This window comes from Citrobacter sp. JGM124, assembly GCF_018257795.1.
Classification (GTDB): domain Bacteria; phylum Pseudomonadota; class Gammaproteobacteria; order Enterobacterales; family Enterobacteriaceae; genus JGM124.
Genome location: NZ_JAERJD010000002.1, coordinates 432,204 through 458,088, shown reverse-complemented (window position 1 = coordinate 458,088; position 25,885 = coordinate 432,204). Strand labels below are relative to the sequence as shown.

Here is a 25,885-nt window from a genome sequence, read left to right as displayed (position 1 = left end):
GACGTCAGTTGGTATTCTGTTTCGTCATCTATTGTGACATTTTTTGCTCTGAAGCCAAAATTTGCCGTGAAAAATGTCTTACGGAACATGTTCTTTCCAGCTATTACATAAAATGTAGTGCAAAAGGCATGGATGTAAATTGTCGCTTTTTACTTTATTATGCAGTCCCTTTTTTATGATTGCCGAGCGAACACCATGCCAGTGTTACACAACCGCATATCGAATGAGGCACTCCGTGAGCGCATGCTGGCCGAAACTGAGCCGCGCACCACAGTCTCATTCTACAAATATTTTACCCTTGAAGAGCCCCAAATTGTGCGTGATGCCCTGTATTTGGCGTTTACGCAACTCAATGTTTTTGGGCGTGTCTACCTGGCTCATGAAGGGATTAACGCACAGATTAGCGTCCCCCAGAGTCAGTTTGAAGCGTTTAAGGCCCTGTTGTACCGTTTTCACCCTGCGCTTAATCAGTTGCGTCTCAATATTGCCCTGGATGATGACGGTAAGTCGTTCTGGGTGCTCCGTATGAAAGTGCGCGAACGTATCGTGGCCGATGGTATTGATGATCCCACTTTTGATGCCAGCGATGTGGGTGAGTATCTCAGTGCGGCACAAGTCAATACCATGCTTGATGACCCGGACGCTGTATTTGTGGATATGCGTAACCACTACGAGTACGAAGTCGGTCATTTTGATAACGCTATGGAGATTCCGGCAGATACCTTCCGGGATCAACTACCGAAAGCGGTTGAAATGCTGCAGGACGATAAAGATAAGAAAATTGTTATGTACTGCACTGGGGGCATTCGTTGTGAAAAAGCGAGCGCCTTTATGCGTCATAACGGTTTTGAAAATGTTTATCATATCGAAGGGGGGATTATTGAGTATGCGCGCCGGGCGCGTGAACAAGATTTGCCCGTTCGTTTTATTGGTAAAAACTTTGTATTTGACGAACGCATGGGCGAACGCATATCTGATGATGTTATTGCCCATTGTCATCAGTGTGGCACGCCTTGTGATAGTCATACTAACTGTAAAAATGATGGCTGCCATTTGCTGTTTATCCAGTGTCCGGCTTGTGCTGAGAAATTTTCTGGTTGCTGCAGTGAGCTCTGTCGGGAAGAGCTGGTGCTCTCACCGGAAGAACAGCGTCGTCGCAGGGCGGGAAGGGAAAATGGTAATAAAATCTTTAATAAATCACGAGGGGCGCTGAATACCACATTAGGTATCCCGGACCCGGAGTGATCAGGAGTGCTCTCACATTTACGTGAGAGCACGGCTGGATTACTGCTGAATGCCTTCCACGGAGATGATGATTTCCACCTCTTCTGATTTCGGTCCCAGGTCGCTGTTGATGGCAAAATCCTTCAGCTTAAAGTGACCTGTTGCCTCAAATCCGGCGCGTTTATTGCCCCATGGGTCATCACCCTGGCCAATCAGCTTCGCTGTCAAGGCGACGGGTTTCGTCACACCATTAAGCGTCAAATCACCGGCTATTTTCAGGGCATCACCTTCTTTTGTTACCCCAGTTGACACGTAGGTTGCCTCAGGGAACTTGCTGGTGTTCAGGAAGTCTTTGCTGCGTAAATGTTTATCACGGTCAGCATGATTCGTGTCGAGACTGCCAGTTTTAATAGTGACATTAATTTTATCTTTTGCTGGATCTTGTTCGTCGTAGCTGAATGTACCGCCAAAATCACGGAACGTACCGTATAACCAGCTATAGCCTAAATGCTGAATACGGAAATTAACAAAGGCGTGCTGGCCCTGATCATCAATTTTATAATCTGCTGCAACAGCAGAACCCGTAGTAAATAACAGAGCAGCTAAGGTTGCACCCAACAGGCTTTTTTTCATTGCAGTATGACTCCATAGTTAATTTGATGCTTTACCCAACATACGTTTGAGGGTGGCATCTTTATCAATAAAGTGATGTTTTAACGCTGCCAGGCCATGCAACAGAGAAATAATCACCAGGCTCCAGGCAAGCCACAGGTGAATATCTCCAGCAAAATCAGCCTGAGTGGCACCATCACTTAATAATGCCGGTATTTCGGCGAAACCAAACAGACTGATACCTTTTCCGTCCGCAGTGGAAATAAAATAACCACTGAGCAGAATGCTAAATAACAACACATACAACAGGACATGCGCGGTTACCGCGGCAATACGGGTTAGTGGTGAATAGCTTTTTAATGACGGTGGTGGGGGGGAAATAAAACGCCAGATGACACGAATCACCATGACCATCATCAACGTGATACCAATACTCTTATGTAAATCAGGTGCCTTATGATACCAGTCGCTGTAATAACTCAGCGTCACCATCCATAAGCCTAATGCAAACATACCATAGACGGTTATTGCCACTGACCAGTGTATTAACACTGATAGTGAGCCATAGCGTTGTGGTGAGTTTCGCCATTGCATAATATCGTACCCAGTTTGTCGATGATTAAACGAACCATAGACTATCCGTATTATTTAAAGCAACTTAAAATGAATGTTAATTAAATATAAATATTTTTTTTCATAAAATTTGACTGAGAGACCATATTGTCTTTCTGTTTTATAGAGAAAGTGTAGTTGTTTATTGTATTTAATGGGTTTATTACTGTTTTTATTAATCTTATTTTTTGTACATATTTATATTTATTTGTATTTTATTGTCAATTTGCGGCTATACAACAATACTGAATTTTCACAGATAAAATTGTCATATGAATAGTTTTTTATAGTAAAAGACAGTACTCATATTTATTAAAAGTGGCGAAAGAATCGCCACCTCAAAAAATTCTGTATTATTTAAAACGGGACAAGGAAAAGGGGGACTGATCGTAATCAGAAGTTTTGCCGAGTGCGAACTGACAGGCAATTTCCCCCAGGACACTGGCAAATTTAAAACCATGCCCACTGAGTCCGGAAATAATTAAGGTATTATCCTGTCCTGGCAGCGTGTCAATAATAAAGTCTTCATCGGGAGTATTGTCATAAGTGCATGACGCACCATGCAAACAGCAGCCAATACCGGGCAAAAATTCACGCAAGAAAGGAAAAACTTCCAGCCCGTCTCCTGCAACATGACCAAAGGGAAGGCGCTGCTCTGGCTGACTAATGACTTGCCCGCCATTATGCCTGGCCACCTTCAGCTCATTATCTTCTGATGGAAAGCCATAGTATTGTTGCCCATCAGGTGTTTCGGCCGTGAATGCCGGGAAGCGATTATTCTCACTGTAGCGGCCGTCAGCCTGATGCCAGGCAAAAATCTTACGTACCGGGGTAATGGGGAGCGTCGGCAGCAATTTTTTCACCCAGGTACCTGCGCTGATCAGCAGCCTGGTACCAGTATAGTTGCCGTCATCCGTAATCACGGTGACATGATCATTCTGATACTGAATATCATTCACCTGGCAGTTAAACCGCTGTGTTGCCCCACCTTGTTTTGCCAGACGAATATACGTCTCGACAGCAATCTCACTCTTAAGAACACCAGAATCAGGCTCAAAAAGACCGATGTAATCTTCAGGGATGACAAGTTCTGGCCAGCGAGCCTTAACGTCTGAGGCACGCATTTCTTCAAGGGGTAAGTCGTATTTCAATGCGCTATTTTTTATATTTTTAATAAACGACGAATCAGTCGGGCCGACATTAATCACCCCAGTCCGATGGAACAGCTTTGCACCACTGATCTCTGCCAGAGCATTCCACAGGGTTTGAGCCCGTAAAACGAGTGGCACGTACTTTTCCCCTTCACCATAAGCATGGCGTATCAGGCGTGTATCACCATGATGGCTGCCCTGGGTATGAGGAGGATGTGCGCTGTCAATCATCAGTACTTTCAGGCCAGAGTTGGCCGCATAACATCCTGCAGCAGCTCCCACGGAACCGCTACCAACGATGATAAGATCATATGTCATGGTGTTCTCTCATATTTAGGGTAATGCCTGTCATGCTTGACGTTATCAAGGGGACTCTTCGTCAGGTTCAGCACACCGCCGTGACGGGATGTCGGGCAAGCGTCACGAAGAACTTGATTTCTTTAAGGGACAGAGGGTAATTAATTCATCAGGCGCATGCAATTTATGCAAGGATAAAATAGCAAAGGAAGATAAAAATGATGCGGGTATGAGGGGACGGTCAACGCCCCCTCAAGGGACGAGTAAAGTGAGTTTTTACTTAATGGGGACTCTGATACTTAGCGTAATCGGCATGGTAAACATCAGTGCTTACGATAGTCACTAACCTGATAATCACTGGACTCAATCTTTGCTATCCCTGCTTCAAGGATAGAGATAAATTGCCTGGCGACATCAGTAGTCAGCCATAATGTTTGCCCGATTTCTGTTTCATCTTGCTTTTGATTATCAGATGTCAGGTAGTGCAGGCGTAGCATCATAGCGTCATAGCTGTCTACCGTACTGATATCCCATCCGATAAGAGGATGAGTTTGAATCACATCTTTATTCTTTTCCATCATAACCCCTTATAACGTGTAAAAAGACAACGACTAGTGAGGTTCATGCAAGATAAAAGTAAACGTACTAAGTATATCTCTTCTCGAAAATAACCGCAGGATAAATAAATTCCCGACAATACTTTCTAACATTATTCACGGCCTGCATACAAATTAATTTATGCCACCTGGCTGTTTTTTATACTAAAAATAAAGGAGAGGAGAATAATAAAAAACGCGGGAAAACAGGGCGGGCATAGCCGCAATGGATAATTTAAATTCAATAGAATAGCGTGAAGACAAACACAGGGAGAGGCAGCCCCCCCCTGAGAAATAACCCAGTGCCACTGGACGCGGTGCTATTCGGCACTGAACCAGTCATCAGCACTTTCCCATGTTTCCTGAAGGATTTCGCTAATACGGGTTTTATCTTCTTTCGCGCCACCAAGCACGGATAACTGATTGCTGGTGGCAAGGCGTACCTGTACCTCGGTTGGGACATCCGGGTAAGCATGTTGGATCCGCCGGGATAATTCCCCTGCCAGCGCTTCAACAGCACCAGAAGGTAAAGGGGTAGTTTTGGCAATGGTGACGTCAATATGCATAATGGCCTCCAATAATGATACTGTATATGTATACAGTATCATTATTCATGGCACAATAGGCACAAGAAAAAATTACGCGTTGACCGACCAGCGCACCGTTTCTCCCGCCAGGAAAGGCACAATATCACCGTCAGGGCTGCTGATTTTTTCGGGTATTTTCTCAGCGGTACGAACTAACTCGATGGTGCCCTCATTAACAGGCAGGCCGTAGAATGCCGGGCCATTCAGTGAGCAGAACGCTTCCAAATGAGCCAATGCATTCATGTCCTCGAATACTGTCGCATAAGCGCCCAGGGCGGAAGGGGCATTAAAACAACCGGCACAACCACAACTTGATTCTTTACGTCCTTGAGTATGCGGGGCAGAATCCGTACCAAGGAATACACGTGAGCATCCACTGGCGACCAGCTCGCGTAACGCCTCCTGATGAATGCTGCGCTTCAAAATAGGCAAGCAATAAAGATGCGGGCGAATACCGCCCACGAGCATATGGTTGCGGTTAAACATCAAATGCTGTGGCGTTATTGTGGCACCAATCAGCGAGTTTCCCTCTTTAACATACTGGGCCGCATCTTTAGTGGTGATATGCTCGAAGACGACTTTAAGAGCCGGGAGTTGCTGGCGTAATGGCTCCAGCACAGTCTCAATAAAGCGCGCTTCGCGGTCGAAGATATCAATATCAGCATGGGTCACTTCCCCATGAATCAGGAGTGGCATACCGATTTTCTGCATTCTTTCTAGGACCGGCATGATGGCTGCGGTACTGGTTACTCCGTGGCTTGAGTTGGTTGTCGCATTGGCCGGATAAAGCTTGGCGGCGGTGAAGACCCCTTGTCTGAACCCTTGCTCGAGCACATCCGGCTCCAGCGTATCGGTCAAATAACAGGTCATCAGTGGCTCAAATTTATGCCCGGCAGGTACAGCATCGAGAATACGCTGGCGATAATGTATTGCGGCTTCAACGCTCGTGATGGGGGGCATCAGATTGGGCATCACAATTGCGCGGCCATAAACCTGGCTGGTATAAGGCACCACGGTTTTTAGCATATCACTGTCGCGTAAATGGATATGCCAGTCATCGGGACGGCGAATTTTTAATACCTGGGGAAATACAGTCATGAATGTGCTCCGGCGCAAGAGGGGGGAATATCAGACATTTACAGGGTTTTCTGCCGGGATATAAGGATAAGGGAAAACGTTTCCGTTTGCATCAACTATACACGTCATAGTTCAAGCCGCAGGTGCGTTGGCTGTCCTCGCTCACCCCGGTCACTGACTGATGTCAGCTCCCGGGGATTTGCTGCGTTGCCGCCTGCCTGCAATGGCAGGGCGTTGAATTTAATCAGTAAATGGAATGATAATTTCCCCCGGTCGAACCTCAATGCCTTTCGCCAGTTTTTTGGCCAGAGACTCAGCCTTGCTGCGATCATTACTGAGCTCATAAGCGGGATTCTGATTAAAGTAACTGCGTAATGACTGGCTCAGATAAGGCATCACCATTTGCAGAATATTTTGCATCTTTTCAGGTTCTATCTGGCTGTCAACAATCTCTATTTCCCGCAGATAAATCGCCCCGGTTTCTTTATCAAAAGCGGGCTTAGTTTTCATCTTCAACTGAATCGTTGCTTTCTGGGAGCCGAAAAGAGAGGAAATATCCAGGTTAGCCTTACCGCTTAATATCACCGTATTCGGTTCTTCACGCCCTATCTGACTGACGAGATCAGTGAGTGTAACCTGGGCATCAGCGACGCCGGGGATCCCGATACTTTTTGCAAAGTGGTTGTGTTTTTCCAGCGCCTGATTGATAGTGTTTTCACTGACCTGGTACTGAGTGAGTGGGTTACATCCGACAAGTAAAGATCCCAATGCCAATATGGCGGTTAAAAAAAACGTTTTCATCTACATCCTCGTTGACTGCATCACCATGAAAAGGCTTTATGCAAGACTTTCATGACCCAGATAACTGGTATTATCCATCGTTGTTAACGCTAAAATACCCTACCTTAACAGACCATCTCCCCGATGTTTTGTTCAGCTTTGGCATTTTTATCCGATACCCGTGATGATTTCGCGAATCTGCGCATCACCGGCACCTGTGGCAACGCAGCATCGACAACCCATTCAAATTATTCTGAAGCGCGGGGCCCCAGAAAAAGAAAGGGGAATGACAGGATTATCCAAGTTTATCTGTTTCCGTTACTGGTGACTTTACATGCTCAGGCAAGAATTGCCACCACAGCAGCATTAGCGTCATGGCACCAATGATCCCGAGTATCGCCCAGGGCAGTTCGGGTTGGTTAAAATCGTGGCCCACATCAAATAACCAGCCGCCACCGGCATAGCCCAGCGCACCACCAAAGGCAAGGCCAAGACGGCTAAAGCCCATGTAGCTCCCCCTGGCGCGGGAGTCAGCCAGTGAGGCGCTGAGTGTCTCACGTGCAGGCTCTGCAATAATAGCCCCAAAATAGAAAACACAAATCAGGGAAAACAGTTGCTGCAGTGAACTGCTTAAGCCCATTGGTACCATGCTGACGGTCATCAGCAATAATCCTGCCATCAGGCGTTGTTCAAGACTAAAACGTTGCTCACTATAACGGGCAATGGGATAAAGCAGCGTGAGGGAAAGGGTAGCTTCAATAGCATACATCCATTTTACCGCCGCAGGGGTGCCGGCGATATTATTCACCATAATTGGCAGCATCAACATCACCTGCACCGCCAGCATATAGTAGCCTGTGAGTGTCAGAACATAGGTAACGAAACGTTTATCTTTCAGTACGATAGCCATCCCTTCACGTACCGGTGTTCTGATTGTTGACAACTTATATGCGGGAAGTAGCCAAAGGTTGAACAAGGCACAGAGAATAAAAATGACCGCACCGATGGCACACACCAGGGAAAAATTGAACTGCAGTAACCAGCTACCAAGCAGGGCACCTGTTACTGCGCCAGCGCTGTCCTGCATCATTAACAGGGAAAAAAAACGACCGCGCTGGGCCGGGCGTACCAGCTTAATCACCAGTGCTGATCGTGGCGGATCAAACAATGTGCCACCGACCCCCGAAATGATGCAGGACAGCCAGAGCAACCAAGGGGCATCAGCGACAGCCATTGAAGCAAAACCCGCCGCCCGTAGTAGCATCCCTGTTATGATCATTGGTTTTGCACCGAGCCGGTCAGCAATCGCGCCGCCAAAAATTCCCAGCCCCTGCTGGACTAACTGCCGTAAACCAAGGGCGATACCTACCACCAAGGCGGCCCACCCCATCTGATCAACAAAGCGAATCGAAATTAAGGGAAAAACGACGAAAAAGCCAAGCACGACCAGCATGTTATCCATCAAAAGAAAACATTTACCCAAACGCCTGGCTTGCGATATACCCGACATTTCCCCTCCCGGGAATATTCATTATTCAAAGACAGATATTTTCGCGCGAACCCTATGTTTTTAATATGGAACACAAGATAATATTTTTTTATCGTTCGGTGGGATTGATTCAAATTTTTCATCGACAACTCAACGGAAATTGACGGAAGCTTGCTACCATCAAGCGACAGGTTAACGGCAGTATCACGACGTGAGTCCAGGTCAGGTGAAATGAAAGGGTGGAGTAATATGTTTGGCTATCGCAACAACGTGCCTAAAGTGCGTTTATTGACTGAAAGGCTGGTGGTTCGACTCGTGTATGAGCGCGACTCATGGCGGCTGGCGGACTATTATGAGGAAAATCGGCGATTTCTCAAACCCTGGGAACCATATCGTGATGAAAGCTACTACTCGAACTCAGGCTGGCAGGCTCGCCTGGCAATGATAGAAGCGATGCACCAGCAACACAGTGCCTTTTATTTTGCGCTAATGGATACGGATGAGAAAGAGATCCTTGGCGTTGCAAACTATTCCAATGTGTTGCGCGGGGCGTTCAATGCCTGTTATCTCGGTTATTCCCTTGGGGAAAAATATCAGGGGCAGGGATTCATGCATGAAGCGCTTACTGCCACTAACCGTTATATGCAGCAGGCACAGTCATTACATCGTATTATGGCCAGTTACATGCCGCACAATCAGCGTAGCGGAAATGTGCTGGGCAGCCTCGGATTTGAAAAAGAGGGCTACGCCAAAGATTATCTACTGATTGATGGGCAATGGCAGGATCATGTCTTAACCGCACTGACGAATAAAGCGTGGCGTTCAGGTCACTAAGGACAAAAAATGAAACATCAGTTCTCTGCTGTAGAAGCTCGTGTTATTGGCAGTCTGTTAGAAAAACAGGTCACCACACCTGAACAGTACCCTATGTCACTTAACGGCATTGTGATGGCCTGTAATCAGAAGACAAATCGCGAGCCAGTGATGACACTGAGCGAACGAGAGGTTCAGGACACGCTGGATGAACTGGTGAAACGTCACTATTTACGTACGGTGACGGGGTTTGGTAATCGAGTGACCAAATATGAACAACGTTTCTGTAATTCAGAATTCGGTAATTTAAAATTTTCTCCGGCAGACGTTGCCATCATTACCACATTGTTATTGCGCAGTGCCCAGACTCCGGGAGAACTCCGTGGGAGGACTGGCAGAATGTTTGAATTTAATGATATGGCACAACTGGAAGCGTCGCTGGAACAGCTTGCCCATCGGGAAGACGGCCCCTTTGTTGTGCGGCTGGCCCGTGAGCCGGGTAAGCGAGAGAGTCGATACCAGCATCTGTTCAGCGGTGCTGTGGATGTGGAAAACGAGGCCCCGGATACGGGGACAGTACCGCCGCAGACTTCAGAACTGGAAGCACGGGTGATAGCCCTGGAAGCGGATGTTGCTGATTTAAAGCAGCAGATTGAAGCCTTGCTGAACCGCCCGGAGGCGTAATTGTGCGTAAACTGCGGATCGGTATTGTTGGCCTGGGTGGCATTGCACAAAAGGCCTGGTTACCTGTGTTAGCCGCTTCGGGAGAGTGGCAAGTCGTTGCCGCTTTTTCTCCGACAGAAGCCACGGCACGACCTGTCTGTGAAGCGTACCGTATCCCTTATGTCACGTCTTTATCCAGCCTTGCGAGCCAGTGTGATGGGGTATTTGTGCACAGCACCACCGCCTCACACTTTGCGGTAGTACGCGAATTGCTGAACGCAGGGGTGGATGTCTGTGTCGATAAACCCCTTGCGGATAACCTCCAGGATGCAGAACAGCTACTCGCACTGGCCAGGGCGAAAAAGCGGACCCTGATGGTTGCCTTTAATCGCCGCTTCGCCCCTCAGTATCAGCGACTGAAACAGCACATACACTCCGCATCATCCCTGCGAATGGACAAGCATCGGTTAAACAGTGTTGGTCCCCATGATTTACGATTCACCTTGCTGGATGACTACTTACACCTGGTTGATACTGCCTTATGGTTGGGGGGACAGGACGCCAGCCTGCAAAGTGGCGTGATTGAAACCAATGACCAGGGGCAGTTGTTATATGCAGAGCACCATTTTCGGCTGGAAAAATTAATCATAACCACCAGCATGCATCGCTGTGCTGGTAGTCAGCGGGAATGGGTTCAGGCGGTGACCAGGGGGGGGCTGTATGAGGTGGTCGACATGCGCCAGTGGCGAGAAGAGTGTGGGGCGGGCATTCTTGAGCGTCCGACGCCTGCATGGCAAAGCTCTCTGGAACAACGAGGTTTTGTTGCCTGTGCCCGCCATTTTATTGATTGTGTTGCTAATCAAACGGTTCCCGACACGGCGGGTGAGCAGGCTATTCTGGCACAACGGGTAGTTGAGAAACTATGGCGAGACGCAATAAAAGAATAAAACTGTAACATCTCTGGCAGTAGCATTTCAGGCGCGTATCGGTAGACTATGCCGCGATAACGTTATCTGTTCGGAAAACATAAAGAGTATTTGTCCGTTAGCGGCTGGGCATGTCTGTGATGTAAAAGAATCCACGACCTGTTACCAGATTACCCGATGCCTGCGATTCAGGCTGATTGCTTGTGGAATCACAAACTAAATGAATTTATTAAAATCACTGGCGGCGGTCAGTTCGATGACCATGGTTTCTCGCGTACTGGGATTTGCTCGTGATGCCATTGTTGCCAGAGTCTTTGGTGCCGGAATGGCAACCGATGCCTTTTTTGTCGCCTTTAAGCTGCCTAATTTATTGCGGCGTATTTTTGCTGAAGGGGCTTTTTCCCAGGCGTTTGTGCCGATACTGGCGGAGTATAAAAGCCGTCAGGAGATGGAAGATACCCGCCTGTTTGTTTCTTATATTGCCGGGTTACTGACGCTGGTACTGGCGGTCATTACCGTTTTAGGCATGCTGGCTGCGCCCTGGGTGATTATGGTCACAGCCCCGGGGTTTACTGATGACGCGGATAAATTCGCGTTAACCAGTAGCCTGTTGCGAATCACCTTCCCCTATATTTTGCTGATTTCAACGGCATCACTGGTCGGCGCTATATTAAATACCTGGAACCGATTTTCGGTGCCGGCATTTGCCCCGACCCTGCTGAATATCAGTATGATTATATTTGCTCTGCTGGTGGCTCCGCACATGAACCCGCCCATATTAGCGCTGGCCTGGGCGGTCACCGTGGGTGGGGTACTACAACTGGCTTACCAGCTCCCTTATTTAAAGAAAATTGGGATGCTGGTCTTGCCGCGGATCAACTTCCGGGACAGTGGATCGTTACGGGTCGTTAAGCAAATGGGGCCGGCAATTGTGGGGGTCTCCGTTAGCCAGATTTCACTGATAATTAATACTATTTTCGCCTCATTTTTGGCGTCTGGTTCGGTTTCCTGGATGTATTATGCTGACCGTCTGATGGAGTTCCCGGCGGGCGTTCTGGGTGTAGCCCTGGGCACAATACTGCTGCCCTCACTGGCTAAAACATACTCAGCAGGTGACCACGAAGGCTATAACCGTTTGATGGACTGGGGATTGCGACTCTGTTTTTTACTGGCGCTCCCTTGTTCGGTCGCGTTGGGTATCCTGGCTAAACCGCTTGTGATCTCACTGTTTCAGTATGGCAGTTTCAGCGCGTTTGATGCACTGATGACGCAGCGGGCGTTAGTGGCTTATTCCATTGGTCTGTTAGGCCTGATCGCTGTAAAAGTATTAGCCCCGGGGTTTTATTCACGACAAAATATCAAAACACCGGTAAAAATTGCTGTTGCCACTATTATTCTTACTCAGCTGATGAATCTGGCATTTATTGGTCCACTGAAACACGCAGGATTGTCGCTTTCTATCGGGCTGGCGGCGTGCCTCAATGCGGCGTTACTTTACTGGCAGCTACGTAAGCAGGATATTTTCAGACCACAACCAGGCTGGAAGCTGTTCCTGTTACGCCTTATCATCGCCGTGGCGGTGATGTCGGTGGCCCTGATCGGCATGCTGATGCTGTTACCTTCCTGGGATACGGGGTCGATGCTCTATCGTCTGTCGCGCTTAATGCTGGTGGTGGTGGTGGGCGCAGCCTCTTATTTTGCGACCCTGATGTTGCTGGGCTTCAAATTAAAAGATTTTGCTAAACGTACAGTATAATAGTCTGAAAAGCAGGTGGGCATAACCAGGCGGTGTTTGCCCACGATTCATATACAGTAAAGATAAATAAGCGCGTTAATTAGGTGGTAGCACAATGAATGGAACAATCACAACCTGGTTTGAAGATAAAGGGTTCGGATTTATTAAAGACGATGAAGGCAACAACCGTTATTTTCATATTATCAAAGTGACGAATCCTGAATTGGTTAAGAAAGGTGCGGCGGTGACTTTTGAACCGGGCACCAATAATAAAGGGTTATCCGCCTTCGGGGTTAAAGTACTAGCCGCCAGTAAATATATTTTTATTGCAGGTGAACAGATTAAAATTACCGCGATTAAATCCTTTCGGGTTTACAGCGAAGAGGTTCCCGCTGAAGCCAGGATTGACAAAGAAAATACGGTATTATCGGTAGGGTTGCTAATGAATAATATTCGCCCCAAAGAGGGAAATCAGCCTGGCGAAATGCGCAACATGCAAAAACTGTCTGTCACCACGTTTCAGAACCACGAGTTTATCTTTTCAGAAGATGAGATAGATATTGCAGAGACGGTAAAAATCCTTAAAGCACTGTAAGCCAGGTTAACGGAGGCTGGTCGCAGATTGTGACCAGCGCCATAAGGGCGAGGCAGAGTCAGTAGGGGAATTTTTTATTACCGTGATTGACACCCGACTTGGCCTGGCCATCGGCACCATAAAACTGGGGTGCCTGATGCGGTTTGAGAATAGCCAGAGCCTGCTCAGTATGTTCTCGCTGGGATGCAAGTAACCAGCCACTGTGTTGGTTGATATTACTGAGTCGTTTAATTTGTTGCCCCATAGCCAGCCATCTTGTTTCCTGCTCAGGGGGGAGCGTGCCATGGGATTTTTGTTCCTTCTGGCGTAACGTGTCGAGATAGTCGAGCGTCGCCAGGAGCGAGCTTTTATCTTCGGTAATTCGCTGCAGTGTGCTGCCATTAATTTGGCCTGCACAAAGCTGTTGCTGCTCTGCATTCATCACCGTTTCCAGTGAATCCAGTACGCCAGCCATCTGGTTCAGGATCTCTGTCAGACGTGTCACGATTATTTACCTGACAGTGTATTACGAGCTTCCTGCAACAACGCATCGGCAATCTTACCGGTGTCCATCTTGACTTCACCATTACGGATTGCTGTTTTTAAGGCTTCCACACGGGCCAGATTAATATCACTATCACTGGGTTGCATCAGCTTCGCCTGGGCATCGCTAATCTGCACATGGGTACTGTTTGTTGACGTGGACTTCCCCGGACGGTTCTGTAGTGTCGGGTGATCATTGGTTTCACGCTGTTGTACGGTGCTGACCGGATTTAAAGGAGATGTACGATCAATGCTCATTCTATTTTCCTCACCGAGGGTCTTGCGGCTTATAGCCAGTTATTATCTGTACTGGGAATACTATCGGCAACAGCTGTGTAATCTTTAAAAAGATTACAGATTAATCAGAATATTCCCATCAGTATCTACTTTCCCGCTCACAATCTGTCCAGAATCCATGCGCACACGGCCATACTGGCCCACGGCAACATTGTTCAGTGCCCGGCCTTCGCTATTGACACTGAAACCATCACCATTGGCAATAACCCTAACTTGTTGTCCTGCTTTCACCCGCCAGGCCTGACGTATCATTGATCGGGTTAAGGGCATGCCAGGCGTAATATCGCGCAGAGCCACCCCGTTAACGGCTTGCTCTGTGAGGGTAATCGTTTGGTTAGGTAATGTATCGAGACGCCCGCGGTTTAACGTTATGCTCCCGATATCTAATGGCGTGCCGCGCAAAATTGAACGGGTGGCGACCACATACTGACCCATGGCGGTAACCTGAACCTGAATAAAACGTTTTTCACTGCCACAGCGCATCATCACACTCATTAAACCCCACAGTCGGCTATTGCCAGGGGTTGAAAACTCAGGGGATGCACAACTCAGCAGATGGGCCGGGTCCGTTTTGAGCTCAACACGCACGTCATCACTGACACCCGCTAAACGTTGCTGAAAATAAGGTAGCAGTAATGCATTAAGATCAGCTGAAAAACTGATCTGGCTGACCATCATCGTGGCAAAAACAATCCCGAGTTTCAGGTAGCGCATTATCATTCTCCTTTTTCCGACAGAGTGATTTTACCGGGCAGTTGATTTTGCCAATGCAACAAATAGCAGGGTATTTTGCGTCTATTCTTCCCATCGTGTAGGGGGCAGGCGCTTTAAGCTTTGGCATATTCCTTATTCTGTGAAAAATGGAGGGAAAATGCTCGATAAACTAGACGCCGCACTCAGATTCCAACAAGAGGCGCTTAATTTGCGTGCCCAGCGTCAGGAAATTCTCGCCGGGAATATTGCTAATGCCGATACGCCAGGATTCCAGGCGCGTGACATTGATTTTGCCAGTGAGATGAAAAAAGTATTAGCCCGGGGGCGTGTTGAAGGGGGCGGTCTTGCTCTGACAACCACGGCTGTTGGCCACATTCCTGCTCAAGCCCATTCGTCTCCTGCGCTGGATCTTCTCTACCGCATTCCTGACCAGCCCGCACTGGACGGTAATACCGTCGACATGGACCGTGAGCGCACACAGTTTGCAGATAATACAGTGGGTTATCAATCTAACCTGACAGTACTCGGCGGGCAAATTAAAAGCATGATGTCGGTGCTGCAACAAGGATAACCCATGGCCTTACTGAATGTCTTTGATATTGCGGCTTCAGCCATGACCGCACAGTCCAAACGTCTGAACGTGGCGGCGAGTAACCTCGCCAACGCGGACAGTGCGACGGGGCCTGATGGTCAGCCTTATCGCGCAAAACAGGTGGTTTTCCAGGTTGATGGTGCGCCAGGTGCAGCCACCGGTGGGGTTAAAGTGACGCAGGTGGTGGAAAGTAATGCCCCCGATAAGCTTATCTACCAGCCGGGTAACCCATTGGCGGATGCGAATGGGTATGTGCGTATGCCAAATGTGGATGTGGTCGGTGAAATGGTCAACAGCATGTCGGCTTCCCGTAGCTATCAGGCCAACGTAGAAGTGCTTAACACGGCCAAAAGCATGATGCTTAAAACACTGACGCTGGGCCAATAAAGGATACGTAAATGTCTATTTCCGTGAAGGTCAATGATACCGCGGCTAACGGTACCCAAGATGTGACTGGCGCGAGCAGTATGGTTGGAAATAATGCTGCCGATTTACAAGGCAGTTTTTTGACCCTGCTTGTTGCACAGTTAAAGAACCAGGACCCGACCAATCCAATGCAGAACAACGAGCTGACCACCCAGCTGGCGCAAATCAGTACGGTCAGTGGCGTTGAAAAACTCAATACCACCCTTGGCGCTATCTCCGGCCAGCTAAACAATAATCAGTCAGTTCAAGCCAGTAGCCTGATTGGTCACGGGGTGATGATACCCGGTGACAAAGTGCTGGTGGGCAAAAGCACAACCACGCCTTTCGGTGTGGATCTCGTGCAGGCGGCAGATAAAGTCACAGCCACGATTAATGATAAAGATGGAAAAGTGGTTCGCACCATTGAACTGGGCGGCCTCAGTGCGGGGGTCCATACCTTTAACTGGGATGGATCACTGGACGATGGTTCTGCAGCAGCTGACGGGGCTTATACCGTTTCTATCAATGCAACCAATGGTGGCAACCAATTAGTGGCACAGCCACTGAACTTCGCCATGGTCAATGGTGTGGTTCGCAGTGACGGCAATGTCCTATTAGATTTAGGGACTTACGGTAACAGCACGCTAGACCAAATCAGGCAGATTATTTAAACCTTTAACTTTAGCAGGAGCAAGACATGGCGTTTTCTCAAGCGATAAGCGGCCTGAATGCTGCAGCCGCAAATCTCGATGTGATTGGTAACAACATAGCCAACTCCGCCACCTATGGTTTTAAGTCCAGTTCAGTGGCTTTTTCCGATATGTTTGCTGGTTCAAAAACAGGGCTGGGCGTAAAAGTTGCTGATGTCATGCAGGATTTTAATGACGGCATAACGACCAATACCGGCCGGGGCCTGGATGTCGCCATTAGCCAGAATGGTTTCTTCCGTCTGATGGACAGTGCCGGGCAGGCACTCTACAGTCGCAACGGGCAGTTCAAGCTCGATGAGAACCGTAACCTTGTTAACATGCAAGGCTTACAGTTAACTGGCTACCCAGCCACCGGGGTTCCACCGACGATTCAACAGGGGGCGAACCCTGTTGCGCTCTCCGTGCCGAACACCCTGATGCCAGCGCGTTCGACAACAACGGCAGAGATGCAGATTAACCTTAACTCCATGTCCCAAATACCAGACATTGATAAGTTTGATCCGACGAAAACTGACAGCTTTAACAAAAAGACATCCCTTACTGTATTTGACAGTCAGGGTAACGTGCATGATATGAACCTCTTTTTTGTTAAAGATAAAACAGCTAATAGCTGGAATGTTTACGCCCTTGATAGCAGTGTACCGAATAGCGAGCCGCAACTGGCGACAACCCTTAAGTTTGATAATAACGGTAACCTGCAAGATGACGGCAGCATTGGAAACATCACCACGGGCGTTACGGATGGTGCTAATGCAGCAACCTTCACCCTGGATTTCAGAAATTCAATGCAGCAAAACACCGGTGATAACTACGTGCTGGGGGCGAGTCAGAATGGCTACAAGCCGGGCGACCTTGTCTCTTATCACATTAATAATGACGGTTCGTTAGTGGGGCAGTACTCCAACGAACAGAGCCAGTTACTGGGGCAGATTGTTCTGACCAACTTTGCAAACCCGGGTGGTCTGGAGTCCAAAGGGGATAATGTCTGGGCGGAAACACGTGCTTCAGGAACCTCGTTATTGGGCACTGCAGGTAGCGGCAACTTTGGTTTACTGACCAGTGGTGCACTGGAAGCGTCCAACGTTGATCTGAGCAAAGAGCTGGTCAATATGATCGTTGCCCAGCGTAACTACCAGTCTAATGCTCAGACTATCAAAACGCAGGATCAGATCCTCAACAACCTGGTTAACTTACGCTAAGGTTCTGACGGGGAGTCTCAATGGATCACGCTATCTATACAGCCATGGGGGCGGCAAGCCAAACCCTCAATCAACAGGCTGTGACAGCCAGTAATTTAGCGAATGCTTCTACCCCTGGGTTTCGCGCGCAGCTCAATGCATTGCGTGCGGTACCTGTGGAGGGGCAGTCATTACCGACACGAACGCTGGTAGTTGCCTCAACGCCTGGAGCGGACATGACACCAGGACAGCTTGACTATACCTCGCGTGCGCTTGATGTGGCGGTACAGCAGGATGGCTGGCTGGTGGTGCAGGGACAGAATGGCCAGGAGGCTTATACCCGCAACGGTAATATTCAAGTCAGTCCCGGCGGGCAGCTAACCATCGCTGGCCGGCTGGTGATGGGCGATGGAGGCCCTATTGCCGTACCAGAAGGTGCTGCGGTGACAGTTGCTGCGGATGGAACCCTCTCGGTACTGAATGCCGGTGATGGCCCGGAAACAGTAGGTCCTGTGGGCCGGCTGAAACTTGTCAGTGCCAGTGCCCAGGAAGTGGTTCGTGGGGATGATGGGTTATTCCGGCCGAATCAGACAACCCAGGCGACTCGTGGTGCCGTATTGCCAATGGATGAAACGGTACGCGTGCTTTCTGGTGTGCTGGAAGGGAGCAACGTGAAACCCGCGGAAGCCATGACCGATATGATAGCCAATGCCCGGCGCTTTGAGATGCAGATGAAAATCATCTCTGGGGTGGATGAAAACGCCCAGCGTGCCAATACGTTATTGTCTGTGACCTGACATCAGGCTAACTAATACAGGATTACTATGATCAGTTCTTTGTGGATTGCCAAAACAGGGCTTGATGCACAGCAAACCAATATGGATGTGATTGCCAACAACCTGGCAAACGTTTCCACCAATGGTTTTAAACGTCAACGTGCCGTGTTTGAAGATTTGCTTTATCAAACGGTACGTCAGCCAGGGGCGCAGTCTTCTGAGCAGACCACCTTGCCATCCGGCCTGCAGATAGGCACCGGTGTTCGTCCAGTGGCGACCGAGCGTCTGCATAGCCCCGGTAATTTGTCACAAACCAATAACAGCAAAGATGTTGCCATTAAAGGGCAGGGCTTCTTTCAGATTATGATGCCCGATGGCACTGCGGCCTATACCCGGGATGGTTCATTCCAGATGGATCAAAATGGTCAGTTAGTGACGTCCAGCGGTTTTCAGGTTCAGCCCGCGATCACTGTGCCTGCGAATGCGTTGAAACTGACCATTGCACGGGATGGTATCGTGAGTGCGACAGTGCCAGGTCAGACATTGCCGGTGCAGATTGGCCAGCTGAACCTGACGACTTTCGTCAACGATGCCGGGCTTGAAAGTGTCGGTGAGAACTTATATGTGGAAACCCAATCCTCGGGTGCACCGAATGATACTACGCCGGGTTTAAATGGCTCAGGGTTGTTGTATCAGGGCTATGTTGAAACGTCTAATGTCAACGTAGCAGAGGAACTGGTGAACATGATCCAAGTACAGCGTGCTTATGAAATTAACAGCAAGGCGGTCTCCACCACTGACCAAATGCTGCAAAAACTGGCACAACTATAAGCTGTTAGCCAGGGTGAATTTGCCCTGGCTGCCGTGACCTGAAGATGAGAGTAATGCAAAACACGATGGTGTTACGTCCCGCAATATTGAGTCTGCTGCTCGTGGGTGGCTGTGCTTTTATTCCCCAAAAACCACTGGTTGAAGGCGCGACCACTGCACAACCTGCCCCGGGACCCGCCCCGATAGTGAACGGCTCCATCTTCCAGAGTGCGCAGCCCGTCAACTATGGATATCAGCCGCTATTTGAAGACCGTCGCCCACGTAACATTGGCGATACGTTGACGATTCAGCTACAAGAAAATGTCAGTGCCAGTAAGAGCTCTTCAGCGAATGCCAGCCGCGATGGTAAAACGAATTTTGGTTTTGATACCACCCCTCGTTATCTTTCGGGACTGTTTGGCAATGAGCGTGCCGACGTGGATGTCTCCGGGGGGAATACATTCAATGGTAAAGGTGGGGCCAATGCCAGTAATACCTTCAGTGGCACACTGACTGTCACAGTAGACCAGGTGCTGGCGAACGGTAATTTACATGTGGTTGGTGAAAAGCAAATTGCCATCAACCAGGGAACGGAATTTATTCGTTTCTCTGGGGTAGTTAACCCACGCACCATCAGCGGCAGTAATACCGTCGCTTCTACCCAAGTTGCGGATGCACGCATTGAATATGTCGGTAACGGATATATCAATGAGGCTCAGAATATGGGCTGGCTGCAACGTTTCTTCCTTAATGTATCACCGATGTAAGTGAGGATCTCCATGGTTAAATATCTGCTCGGACTCATGCTCTTATTGCTGGCCTCTTGTGCGTTAGCCGACAGAATCCGCGACCTTACCACGGTGCAAGGGGTTCGTGATAATGCCCTGATTGGCTATGGTTTGGTGGTCGGGCTGGATGGCACGGGTGACCAGACAACGCAGACACCTTTTACCACCCAGAGCTTGAATAACATGCTCTCTCAGCTGGGCATCACTGTACCCACCGGCACCAACATGCAGCTAAAAAATGTGGCCGCGGTGATGGTGACAGCAAAATACCCTGCTTTTGCACGTTCGGGACAAAATATTGATGTTGTGGTCTCGTCCCTGGGAAATGCCAAGAGCCTGCGCGGGGGAACCTTACTGATGACCCCATTGAAAGGGGTGGACAGCCAGGTTTATGCCCTGGCCCAGGGTAATGTGCTGGTCGGCGGTGCCGGGGCATCCGCTGGGGGAAGCAGCGTCCAGGTTAACCAACTCAATGGGGGACGTATCACCGGTGGGGCGATTATTGAACGCGAGCTACAGAGCTCCTTTGGTCGCGATAATACCCTGAATCTGCAGTTAAACACGGATGATTTCACCCTAGCACAACAGATAACTGACACCATTAATCAGGCCCGGGGTTATGGCAGTGCGACGGCCCTGGACAGCCGAACAATTCAAATTCGCGTCCCGAGTGGGGGGAGTTCCCAGGTGCGTTTCCTGGCGGATATTCAGAATCTACAAGTGAATATGCCGATTCAGGATGCCCGTGTGATTATCAACTCTCGTACCGGTTCCGTTGTGATGAACCGTGAAGTGACCCTCGATACCTGTGCGGTGGCACAAGGTAATCTGTCGGTGACGGTGAATCGTCAGGATGTGGTCAGCCAGCCGAACACGCCATTCGGTGGTGGACAGACGGTAGTCACCCCCCAAACCCAAATTGATGTGCGTCAGAACGGTGGTTCTGTCCAGCGAGTCAATGCCAGTGCGAACCTGAATAACGTTATCAGGGCGTTGAATGCGTTAGGGGCAACACCCATCGATCTGATGTCGATTCTACAGTCGATGCAAAATGCGGGTTGCCTGCGGGCGAAACTGGAAATTATCTGATGCTAAATGATACCGGGCTGATGACAGGGGCGGCGTTTGATGCCACTGCACTTAATCGCTTAAAAAACCAGGCGGGCCAGGATCCCCAGGGGAACCTGAAAGAGGTTGCCAGGCAGGTTGAGGGGATGTTTGTGCAGATGATGCTGAAAAGTATGCGTGATGCGCTGCCCAAAGAGGGATTATTCAGTAGTGAATCAACACGCATGTACACCAGTATGTACGATCAGCAAATAGCCCAGCAGCTCAGTGAAAAAGGGTTGGGCTTTGCGGATCTTCTGGTGAAGCAAATGTCAGACAGTTCCGGTGACAGTGCTGGTGATAGTACCCCGGGCACCGAAATGGAACAACAGATCCCCCAGCGTTTCGAGCCGCAAAAGGTGAGTAACTATCAGTCACAAGCGCTGGCGCAGATTGTCCGTCAGGCTGTACCGCGCCCGCCGGGTAATGATATGCCACTCAGCGGCACTAGCCGGGACTTTCTGGCACAGCTTTCACTACCGGCGAAATTGGCCAGTGAGGCCAGCGGTATTCCCCACCACCTGATTCTGGCACAAGCCGCGCTGGAGTCCGGTTGGGGCCAGCGTCAGATTCGTACCGAGCAAGGTGCACCAAGCTTTAATATCTTCGGGGTGAAAGCCTCAGGGGAGTGGCGTGGGAAGGTGACGGAGATTACGACGACAGAATTTGAAAATGGTGAGGCGAAGAAAACCAAAGCCCGTTTCCGGGTTTATAACTCATACCTCGAAGCGCTTTCCGATTACGTTAATGTCTTGACTCGTAACCCTCGTTATAGCGCTGTGACCAATGCGGCATCGGCAGAGCAGGGGGCTCATGCCTTGCAAAAAGCCGGTTACGCGACTGACCCGGATTATGCCAAAAAACTGACGGGTATGATCCAACAGTTAAAGTCGATGAGTGACAAGGTGAATAAAGCCTATAGTACGGATTTATCAAATTTATTCTAAAACACTCAAGAACAGCATTTATCTGCCGATAATTGTCGTCAGAACCTGTGACACTCCGCGCGTAAGGAATTTTCATGTCCGGCTTAATTAACAGTGCCATGAGTGGCCTGAATGCTGCCCAGGCGGCGCTGAATACGGTAGGTAATAACATTTCCAACTATAACGTGGCTGGCTATAACCGCCAGACAACGCTTCTTTCCCAGGCCAAAAGCTCCCTGACTGCGGGTGGCTATGTGGGGAACGGCGTATACGTTAATGGTGTACAGCGGGAGTATGATGCGTTTATCACAAACCAGTTGCGTGCGGCACAGACGCAAAGTGCAGGGCTGACAACCCAGTACCAGCAAATGTCTAAAATTGACAATATTCTGTCTGGCACCACGAGTTCCCTGGCAACAAATATTCAGGACTTCTTCAAAAGTATTCAAACACTGACCAGTAATGCGGAAGATCCAGCAGCCCGTCAGACCCTGCTGGGTAAGTCTGAAGGCCTGGCGAATCAGTTTAAAGTTAACGACCAGTTCCTGCGTGATCTTGATAAACAAGTCAATATTTCAGTCACCAGTAGTGTGGATCAAATTAATTCCTACGCCAGCCAGATAGCTAATCTGAACGATCATATTTCTCGCCTGACGGGGATTGGGGCTGGCTCCCAGCCAAATGACCTGATGGATCAACGAGACAAACTCGTCAGTGATTTAAACAAAGTCGTCGGTGTTGAAGTCAGCCTTCAGGATAGCGGGACTTATAACGTTTCTATGGGAAATGGCGTGAGCCTGGTGCAGGGCAGCTCCGCGTTTAAGCTTGCTGCTGTGGGTTCCAGTGCGGATCCGAATCGTCTTACCCTGGCCTATGTTGACGCAGGAGCCGGTAACGTTGAAATCCCTGAGAGCCAGGTCACCAAAGGATCACTGAGTGGTTTGCTGAAGTTTCGCTCCGAAGATCTGGATAATGCCCGTAATCGCCTGGGGCAAATGGCTCAGGCATTCGCCACCTCTTTTAATGACCAGCACACGAAGGGTTTCGACGCGAACGGGGAAGAGGGGAAGGACTTTTTTGCAGTCGGGCCGGTAACGGTATTGAGCAACAGTAAGAATACGTCACAGGCGACGATGACGGCATCCCGAATAGACAGCACGGCGGTTCAGGCCAGTGACTATAAAGTCGAATTTAACGATGGTGACTGGACAGTGACCCGTCTGTCTGACAATGCCAAAATCCCATCCGGTAAAGTGACCGGGGATAATGGCAGCGTGAGCCTTAAATTTGATGGCTTAAAAGTCGATGTCAGTGGCGAGCCCCAACAGAATGACAGCTTCACTGTGAAACCTGTCGCTGATGTGATTGCGACGATGGGGGTACGGATTAAGGATGAGAGTCAAATTGCCTTAGCCAGTGACCCGAAAGCCGGTGAGAGTGACAACCGCAACGCCCAGGCTTTGCTTGATTTACAGAGTGCCAAGGTGGTGGGGGGGAATAAAAGCTTTAACGATGCTTACGCCAACCTGATTAGTGATGTGGGCAATAAAACAGCCAGCCTGAAAGTGATCAGTACCACCCAGGATAATGTCACTATTCAGCTCAGTAACCAGCAGCAGTCCATCTCTGGTGTCAACCTCGATGAAGAGTATGGGAATTTGCAACGTTTCCAGCAGTACTACATGGCGAATGCCCAGGTACTGAAGACAGCCTCAACATTGTTTGATGCACTGCTTAACATTCGCTGATAGGGAGCATTAACGATGCGTATTAGTACTCAGATGATGTATGAACAAAATATGCGCGGTGTGACCACCGCCCAAAGTTCCTGGCTGGCCTCCGGTGAGCAGCTTGCCAGCGGTAACCGGGTAAATCGCCCCTCGGATGACCCTATTGTGGCGGCCCAGGCCGTCGTGTTGTCCCAGGCGCAATCGCAAAACAGCCAGTATACGCTGGCCCGCTCATTTGCCACCCAGAAAGTATCACTGGAAGAGAATGTCCTGGGGCAAGTGAGTAGCGCCATTATCAGCGCTCAAGGCAAGATCGTAAACGCCAATAATGCCTCTCTCAGCGACAGTGACCGCGCTTCCATTGCAACGGATCTTGAAGGGGTTCGTAACCAATTACTGAACCTGGCTAACAGCACCGATGGTAATGGACGTTATATTTTTGGTGGATATAAAACCGAAAGTGCGCCATTCGATGACCAGACCGGTGGGGTAAAGTATGTCGGTGGGGATACCTCTATTACTCAGCAAGTCGACAGTGCACGTACCATGACCGTCGGTCACACTGGGGATAAAATTTTTACCGTCACGGACAAATCGAGTGACGATGGTTCCAGGACCGATTCCAGTCTGTTCGACATGCTCGACAGCGCGATTAGCGCCCTCAAAAAACCGCTCGACACACTCAATGATTCTGAGCTCGACGCGGTGAATAAAACCAGCCGTGGCCTGAGCAAGTCCCTGGATAATGTGCTGACAGTACGTGCAGAGTTAGGCACCCAACTGGCCGAACTGAGTAGCCTGGATGACCTGGGGAGTGAGCGTGCACTGGGACAGGATACGCAGATGAAAACCTTGACTGGGGTTGACTGGAATTCGGTAATCTCTGACTACATGATGAAAAAAGATGCCTTGCAGGCCTCTTATAAAGCCTTCAGTGATATGCAAGGCATGTCATTGTTCCAGATGAATAGCTAACGCTATTGCTCAATTGTGGGTTGTTCTGACTGGGAGTGCCCCGAAGAGGGCGTCTCCCGTTAGCCAGCAAGCAAATCACTGATCCTGTTTTCAAGACGGCCTATGCCGGTTATCTCAATCGTCACGAGATCACCGGGCTTGAGGAAACGTGGTGGGGTGAAGCCAATACCCACCCCTTCAGGTGTACCTGTGGCAATGATATCGCCGGGGTGTAGCGTTATCCCTGCTGAAATTGTCTCAATCAGTGTGGGCAGGTCGAAAATCAAATGACGGGTATTTGAACTCTGCCGTAACTCACCGTTGACCCAGCACTTGAGGTCAAGATTATTCCCCTCGATTTCATCGGCGGTAACGGCCACCGGCCCCATCGGGCCGAACGTATCAAAGGACTTGCCCAGGTGCCATTGTTGATGACGTTTTTGCCAGTCCCGGGCTGTGACGTCGTTGATAATGGTGTAACCCCAAATGTGGCTCATGGCTGCTGATTGAGTGATGCCCCGTCCCCCTTTACCGATGATGACAGCCAGTTCAGCCTCATAATCCAGGGCTTCACTCACCCCTGAGGCATTCCAGATAGCGTCCCCATGGGCGATGACGGTCTCGGGTGTTTTGGAAAACACGATAGGGCTGGCTGGGACAGCATTAAGGTCCGTCTGGCCGGCATCGAATCCACTGTGGGTGAATTCCCTGGCATGATCCGTATAGTTCTTACCCACGCAAAAAATATTACGGGCGGGTCTGGGAATAGGGGCGAGCAGTCGTACTGAAGCCAGATTCAATGCCGGGGCAGAGGTTTTGAGTGTGGCTAAAGGCACTTCACTCGCGATGAGTTCAACGAGATCAGACACTTTACGATTGTCCGGGTAGGAGAGGGGGATAACGGTATCTTCACCAGACAGTTGCCCCACACGAGGCAGGCCGGATTTGTCGAGATAAGTCAGTAGTTTCATCTTGGGTCCTGTTTAAGTCTCGTATGACTGAGTCATTCCACCGCAGGCATATATTTGCCTCCGGACTTTCCCTGATGCCGTGTATAACGCAATAACAGTGTATACCGGTTTGTGTCCGCGCCTTCTGTGCGCGGACAGCGGTTTCAAGCCTGCGGGCGATCCCCACCCGATGACCGATGAACTAAATATTTGAACTCTCTCAGCCTTTGATGTAAATAAGAATCATTATATAAATGAATGAAAGGGAT

The 25,885-nt window shown here is 49.3% G+C and carries 29 protein-coding genes; 17 read left to right on the top strand and 12 right to left on the bottom strand.

All coding sequences use genetic code 11. The features are described 5' to 3' along the window. Positions 1-195: 195 nt before the first annotated feature. Positions 196-1,245 carry a rhodanese-related sulfurtransferase gene (locus JK154_RS04705; protein ID WP_211991326.1) on the top strand — a complete coding sequence of 350 codons (1,050 nt, stop codon included), beginning with the start codon at positions 196-198 and terminating at the stop codon, positions 1,243-1,245. Between the two features lie 39 nt (positions 1,246-1,284). Here the strand turns inward: JK154_RS04705 and JK154_RS04700 are convergent, their stop codons facing one another. The 8 genes from JK154_RS04700 to mdtH form a co-directional block, all read right to left on the bottom strand. After that, positions 1,285-1,857, bottom strand: a complete 573-nt coding sequence (locus tag JK154_RS04700) for a YceI family protein (protein ID WP_211991325.1) — start codon at positions 1,855-1,857, stop codon at positions 1,285-1,287. Positions 1,858-1,875: 18 nt separating this feature from the next. Continuing rightward, positions 1,876-2,430: a cytochrome b gene (locus tag JK154_RS04695; protein WP_211991324.1), complete on the bottom strand. Its 555-nt coding sequence runs from the start codon at positions 2,428-2,430 to the stop codon at positions 1,876-1,878. Between the two features lie 371 nt (positions 2,431-2,801). Next, positions 2,802-3,917 (bottom strand): N-methyl-L-tryptophan oxidase, encoded by a 1,116-nt coding sequence (solA, locus tag JK154_RS04690; RefSeq protein ID WP_211991323.1) that lies wholly within the window; start codon positions 3,915-3,917, stop codon positions 2,802-2,804. Positions 3,918-4,219: 302 nt separating this feature from the next. Beyond that, complete coding sequence (bssS, locus tag JK154_RS04685) at positions 4,220-4,474, bottom strand: biofilm formation regulator BssS (protein WP_211991375.1); 255 nt, start codon at positions 4,472-4,474, stop codon at positions 4,220-4,222. 338 nt (positions 4,475-4,812) lie between these two features. Further along, the gene (gene dinI, locus JK154_RS04680) at positions 4,813-5,058 is read right to left on the bottom strand and encodes a DNA damage-inducible protein I (RefSeq protein WP_211991322.1); all 246 of its coding nucleotides are present in this window, start codon (positions 5,056-5,058) and stop codon (positions 4,813-4,815) included. Between the two features lie 72 nt (positions 5,059-5,130). Beyond that, a complete protein-coding gene (gene pyrC, locus JK154_RS04675; RefSeq protein ID WP_211991321.1) occupies positions 5,131-6,177 on the bottom strand; it encodes a dihydroorotase in 1,047 nt (348 codons plus the stop codon). Between the two features lie 219 nt (positions 6,178-6,396). Then, positions 6,397-6,957 (bottom strand): lipoprotein, encoded by a 561-nt coding sequence (locus tag JK154_RS04670; protein ID WP_211991320.1) that lies wholly within the window; start codon positions 6,955-6,957, stop codon positions 6,397-6,399. A 274-nt stretch (positions 6,958-7,231) separates the two neighbouring features. After that, on the bottom strand, positions 7,232-8,446 hold the full coding sequence (gene mdtH, locus JK154_RS04665) for a multidrug efflux MFS transporter MdtH (RefSeq protein ID WP_211991319.1): 1,215 nt from the start codon (positions 8,444-8,446) through the stop codon (positions 7,232-7,234). Between the two features lie 228 nt (positions 8,447-8,674). Here mdtH and rimJ point away from each other — a divergent pair, with 228 nt between their 5' ends. The 5 genes from rimJ (at position 8,675) to JK154_RS04640 (ending at position 13,157) form a co-directional block, all read left to right on the top strand. Continuing rightward, complete coding sequence (rimJ, locus tag JK154_RS04660) at positions 8,675-9,259, top strand: ribosomal protein S5-alanine N-acetyltransferase (RefSeq protein ID WP_211991374.1); 585 nt, start codon at positions 8,675-8,677, stop codon at positions 9,257-9,259. Between the two features lie 9 nt (positions 9,260-9,268). Then, positions 9,269-9,922, top strand: a complete 654-nt coding sequence (locus tag JK154_RS04655; RefSeq protein WP_211991318.1) for a YceH family protein — start codon at positions 9,269-9,271, stop codon at positions 9,920-9,922. 2 nt (positions 9,923-9,924) lie between these two features. Then, positions 9,925-10,848 (top strand): Gfo/Idh/MocA family oxidoreductase, encoded by a 924-nt coding sequence (locus JK154_RS04650; RefSeq protein ID WP_211991317.1) that lies wholly within the window; start codon positions 9,925-9,927, stop codon positions 10,846-10,848. A gap of 199 nt (positions 10,849-11,047) precedes the next feature. Continuing rightward, entirely contained in the window at positions 11,048-12,583 is a 1,536-nt protein-coding gene (gene murJ / locus JK154_RS04645; protein ID WP_211991316.1) for a murein biosynthesis integral membrane protein MurJ, read from the top strand. Positions 12,584-12,677: 94 nt separating this feature from the next. Further along, a complete protein-coding gene (locus tag JK154_RS04640; RefSeq protein ID WP_211991315.1) occupies positions 12,678-13,157 on the top strand; it encodes a cold shock domain-containing protein in 480 nt (159 codons plus the stop codon). A 58-nt stretch (positions 13,158-13,215) separates the two neighbouring features. Here the strand turns inward: JK154_RS04640 and flgN are convergent, their stop codons facing one another. The 3 genes from flgN to flgA all read right to left on the bottom strand — a co-directional run bounded on the left by flgN (position 13,216) and on the right by flgA (position 14,690). Then, entirely contained in the window at positions 13,216-13,641 is a 426-nt protein-coding gene (flgN, locus tag JK154_RS04635; protein WP_211991314.1) for a flagellar export chaperone FlgN, read from the bottom strand. A gap of 2 nt (positions 13,642-13,643) precedes the next feature. Continuing rightward, entirely contained in the window at positions 13,644-13,937 is a 294-nt protein-coding gene (gene flgM / locus JK154_RS04630) for a flagellar biosynthesis anti-sigma factor FlgM (RefSeq protein WP_211991313.1), read from the bottom strand. A gap of 93 nt (positions 13,938-14,030) precedes the next feature. Beyond that, positions 14,031-14,690 carry a flagellar basal body P-ring formation chaperone FlgA gene (flgA, locus tag JK154_RS04625; RefSeq protein WP_211991312.1) on the bottom strand — a complete coding sequence of 220 codons (660 nt, stop codon included), beginning with the start codon at positions 14,688-14,690 and terminating at the stop codon, positions 14,031-14,033. Positions 14,691-14,847: 157 nt separating this feature from the next. On the opposite strand from flgA, the gene flgB reads away from it, so the two are divergent. The 11 genes from flgB (at position 14,848) to flgL (ending at position 24,687) form a co-directional block, all read left to right on the top strand. Continuing rightward, positions 14,848-15,261: a flagellar basal body rod protein FlgB gene (gene flgB / locus JK154_RS04620; RefSeq protein WP_211991311.1), complete on the top strand. Its 414-nt coding sequence runs from the start codon at positions 14,848-14,850 to the stop codon at positions 15,259-15,261. 3 nt (positions 15,262-15,264) lie between these two features. Further along, positions 15,265-15,669: a flagellar basal body rod protein FlgC gene (gene flgC / locus JK154_RS04615; protein WP_211991310.1), complete on the top strand. Its 405-nt coding sequence runs from the start codon at positions 15,265-15,267 to the stop codon at positions 15,667-15,669. A gap of 11 nt (positions 15,670-15,680) precedes the next feature. Continuing rightward, a complete protein-coding gene (gene flgD, locus JK154_RS04610; protein ID WP_211991309.1) occupies positions 15,681-16,358 on the top strand; it encodes a flagellar hook assembly protein FlgD in 678 nt (225 codons plus the stop codon). A 26-nt stretch (positions 16,359-16,384) separates the two neighbouring features. Then, positions 16,385-17,596, top strand: coding sequence for a flagellar hook protein FlgE (gene flgE / locus JK154_RS04605; protein WP_211991308.1), 1,212 nt, complete (start codon positions 16,385-16,387; stop codon positions 17,594-17,596). A 20-nt stretch (positions 17,597-17,616) separates the two neighbouring features. Beyond that, positions 17,617-18,372 carry a flagellar basal body rod protein FlgF gene (locus JK154_RS04600; RefSeq protein ID WP_211991307.1) on the top strand — a complete coding sequence of 252 codons (756 nt, stop codon included), beginning with the start codon at positions 17,617-17,619 and terminating at the stop codon, positions 18,370-18,372. A gap of 27 nt (positions 18,373-18,399) precedes the next feature. Next, positions 18,400-19,182 (top strand): flagellar basal-body rod protein FlgG, encoded by a 783-nt coding sequence (flgG, locus tag JK154_RS04595; protein WP_211991306.1) that lies wholly within the window; start codon positions 18,400-18,402, stop codon positions 19,180-19,182. 53 nt (positions 19,183-19,235) lie between these two features. Beyond that, a complete protein-coding gene (gene flgH / locus JK154_RS04590; RefSeq protein WP_211991305.1) occupies positions 19,236-19,928 on the top strand; it encodes a flagellar basal body L-ring protein FlgH in 693 nt (230 codons plus the stop codon). Positions 19,929-19,940: 12 nt separating this feature from the next. Then, entirely contained in the window at positions 19,941-21,038 is a 1,098-nt protein-coding gene (locus JK154_RS04585) for a flagellar basal body P-ring protein FlgI (RefSeq protein ID WP_211991304.1), read from the top strand. Next, a complete protein-coding gene (gene flgJ / locus JK154_RS04580; protein WP_211991303.1) occupies positions 21,038-22,003 on the top strand; it encodes a flagellar assembly peptidoglycan hydrolase FlgJ in 966 nt (321 codons plus the stop codon). Before JK154_RS04585 ends, flgJ begins: the two co-directional genes overlap by 1 nt. A 74-nt stretch (positions 22,004-22,077) precedes the next feature. Beyond that, on the top strand, positions 22,078-23,730 hold the full coding sequence (flgK, locus tag JK154_RS04575) for a flagellar hook-associated protein FlgK (protein ID WP_211991302.1): 1,653 nt from the start codon (positions 22,078-22,080) through the stop codon (positions 23,728-23,730). 15 nt (positions 23,731-23,745) lie between these two features. After that, on the top strand, positions 23,746-24,687 hold the full coding sequence (gene flgL / locus JK154_RS04570; protein ID WP_211991301.1) for a flagellar hook-associated protein FlgL: 942 nt from the start codon (positions 23,746-23,748) through the stop codon (positions 24,685-24,687). A 59-nt stretch (positions 24,688-24,746) separates the two neighbouring features. Here the strand turns inward: flgL and JK154_RS04565 are convergent, their stop codons facing one another. Then, positions 24,747-25,637 carry a fumarylacetoacetate hydrolase family protein gene (locus JK154_RS04565; protein ID WP_211991300.1) on the bottom strand — a complete coding sequence of 297 codons (891 nt, stop codon included), beginning with the start codon at positions 25,635-25,637 and terminating at the stop codon, positions 24,747-24,749. Between the last annotated feature and the right edge of the window lie 248 nt (positions 25,638-25,885).

What these genes read in the sequence shown, in the direction of transcription:
- solA (WP_211991323.1), bottom strand. Translation starts at nt 3,917, where the DNA reads ATGACATATGATCTTATCATCGTTGGTAGCGGTTCCGTGGGAGCTGCT.
- flgM (WP_211991313.1), bottom strand. Translation starts at nt 13,937, where the DNA reads ATGAGCATTGATCGTACATCTCCTTTAAATCCGGTCAGCACCGTACAA.
- flgA (WP_211991312.1), bottom strand. Translation starts at nt 14,690, where the DNA reads ATGCGCTACCTGAAACTCGGGATTGTTTTTGCCACGATGATGGTCAGC.
- dinI (WP_211991322.1), bottom strand. Translation starts at nt 5,058, where the DNA reads ATGCATATTGACGTCACCATTGCCAAAACTACCCCTTTACCTTCTGGT.
- flgC (WP_211991310.1), top strand. Translation starts at nt 15,265, where the DNA reads ATGGCCTTACTGAATGTCTTTGATATTGCGGCTTCAGCCATGACCGCA.
- flgH (WP_211991305.1), top strand. Translation starts at nt 19,236, where the DNA reads ATGCAAAACACGATGGTGTTACGTCCCGCAATATTGAGTCTGCTGCTC.
- JK154_RS04565 (WP_211991300.1), bottom strand. Translation starts at nt 25,637, where the DNA reads ATGAAACTACTGACTTATCTCGACAAATCCGGCCTGCCTCGTGTGGGG.
- JK154_RS04695 (WP_211991324.1), bottom strand. Translation starts at nt 2,430, where the DNA reads ATGCAATGGCGAAACTCACCACAACGCTATGGCTCACTATCAGTGTTA.
- JK154_RS04700 (WP_211991325.1), bottom strand. Translation starts at nt 1,857, where the DNA reads ATGAAAAAAAGCCTGTTGGGTGCAACCTTAGCTGCTCTGTTATTTACT.
- murJ (WP_211991316.1), top strand. Translation starts at nt 11,048, where the DNA reads ATGAATTTATTAAAATCACTGGCGGCGGTCAGTTCGATGACCATGGTT.
- rimJ (WP_211991374.1), top strand. Translation starts at nt 8,675, where the DNA reads ATGTTTGGCTATCGCAACAACGTGCCTAAAGTGCGTTTATTGACTGAA.
- flgD (WP_211991309.1), top strand. Translation starts at nt 15,681, where the DNA reads ATGTCTATTTCCGTGAAGGTCAATGATACCGCGGCTAACGGTACCCAA.
- JK154_RS04640 (WP_211991315.1), top strand. Translation starts at nt 12,678, where the DNA reads ATGAATGGAACAATCACAACCTGGTTTGAAGATAAAGGGTTCGGATTT.
- flgJ (WP_211991303.1), top strand. Translation starts at nt 21,038, where the DNA reads ATGCTAAATGATACCGGGCTGATGACAGGGGCGGCGTTTGATGCCACT.
- JK154_RS04600 (WP_211991307.1), top strand. Translation starts at nt 17,617, where the DNA reads ATGGATCACGCTATCTATACAGCCATGGGGGCGGCAAGCCAAACCCTC.
- flgE (WP_211991308.1), top strand. Translation starts at nt 16,385, where the DNA reads ATGGCGTTTTCTCAAGCGATAAGCGGCCTGAATGCTGCAGCCGCAAAT.
- mdtH (WP_211991319.1), bottom strand. Translation starts at nt 8,446, where the DNA reads ATGTCGGGTATATCGCAAGCCAGGCGTTTGGGTAAATGTTTTCTTTTG.
- flgB (WP_211991311.1), top strand. Translation starts at nt 14,848, where the DNA reads ATGCTCGATAAACTAGACGCCGCACTCAGATTCCAACAAGAGGCGCTT.
- flgK (WP_211991302.1), top strand. Translation starts at nt 22,078, where the DNA reads ATGTCCGGCTTAATTAACAGTGCCATGAGTGGCCTGAATGCTGCCCAG.
- flgL (WP_211991301.1), top strand. Translation starts at nt 23,746, where the DNA reads ATGCGTATTAGTACTCAGATGATGTATGAACAAAATATGCGCGGTGTG.
- bssS (WP_211991375.1), bottom strand. Translation starts at nt 4,474, where the DNA reads ATGGAAAAGAATAAAGATGTGATTCAAACTCATCCTCTTATCGGATGG.
- JK154_RS04705 (WP_211991326.1), top strand. Translation starts at nt 196, where the DNA reads ATGCCAGTGTTACACAACCGCATATCGAATGAGGCACTCCGTGAGCGC.
- pyrC (WP_211991321.1), bottom strand. Translation starts at nt 6,177, where the DNA reads ATGACTGTATTTCCCCAGGTATTAAAAATTCGCCGTCCCGATGACTGG.
- JK154_RS04670 (WP_211991320.1), bottom strand. Translation starts at nt 6,957, where the DNA reads ATGAAAACGTTTTTTTTAACCGCCATATTGGCATTGGGATCTTTACTT.
- JK154_RS04585 (WP_211991304.1), top strand. Translation starts at nt 19,941, where the DNA reads ATGGTTAAATATCTGCTCGGACTCATGCTCTTATTGCTGGCCTCTTGT.
- flgG (WP_211991306.1), top strand. Translation starts at nt 18,400, where the DNA reads ATGATCAGTTCTTTGTGGATTGCCAAAACAGGGCTTGATGCACAGCAA.
- JK154_RS04655 (WP_211991318.1), top strand. Translation starts at nt 9,269, where the DNA reads ATGAAACATCAGTTCTCTGCTGTAGAAGCTCGTGTTATTGGCAGTCTG.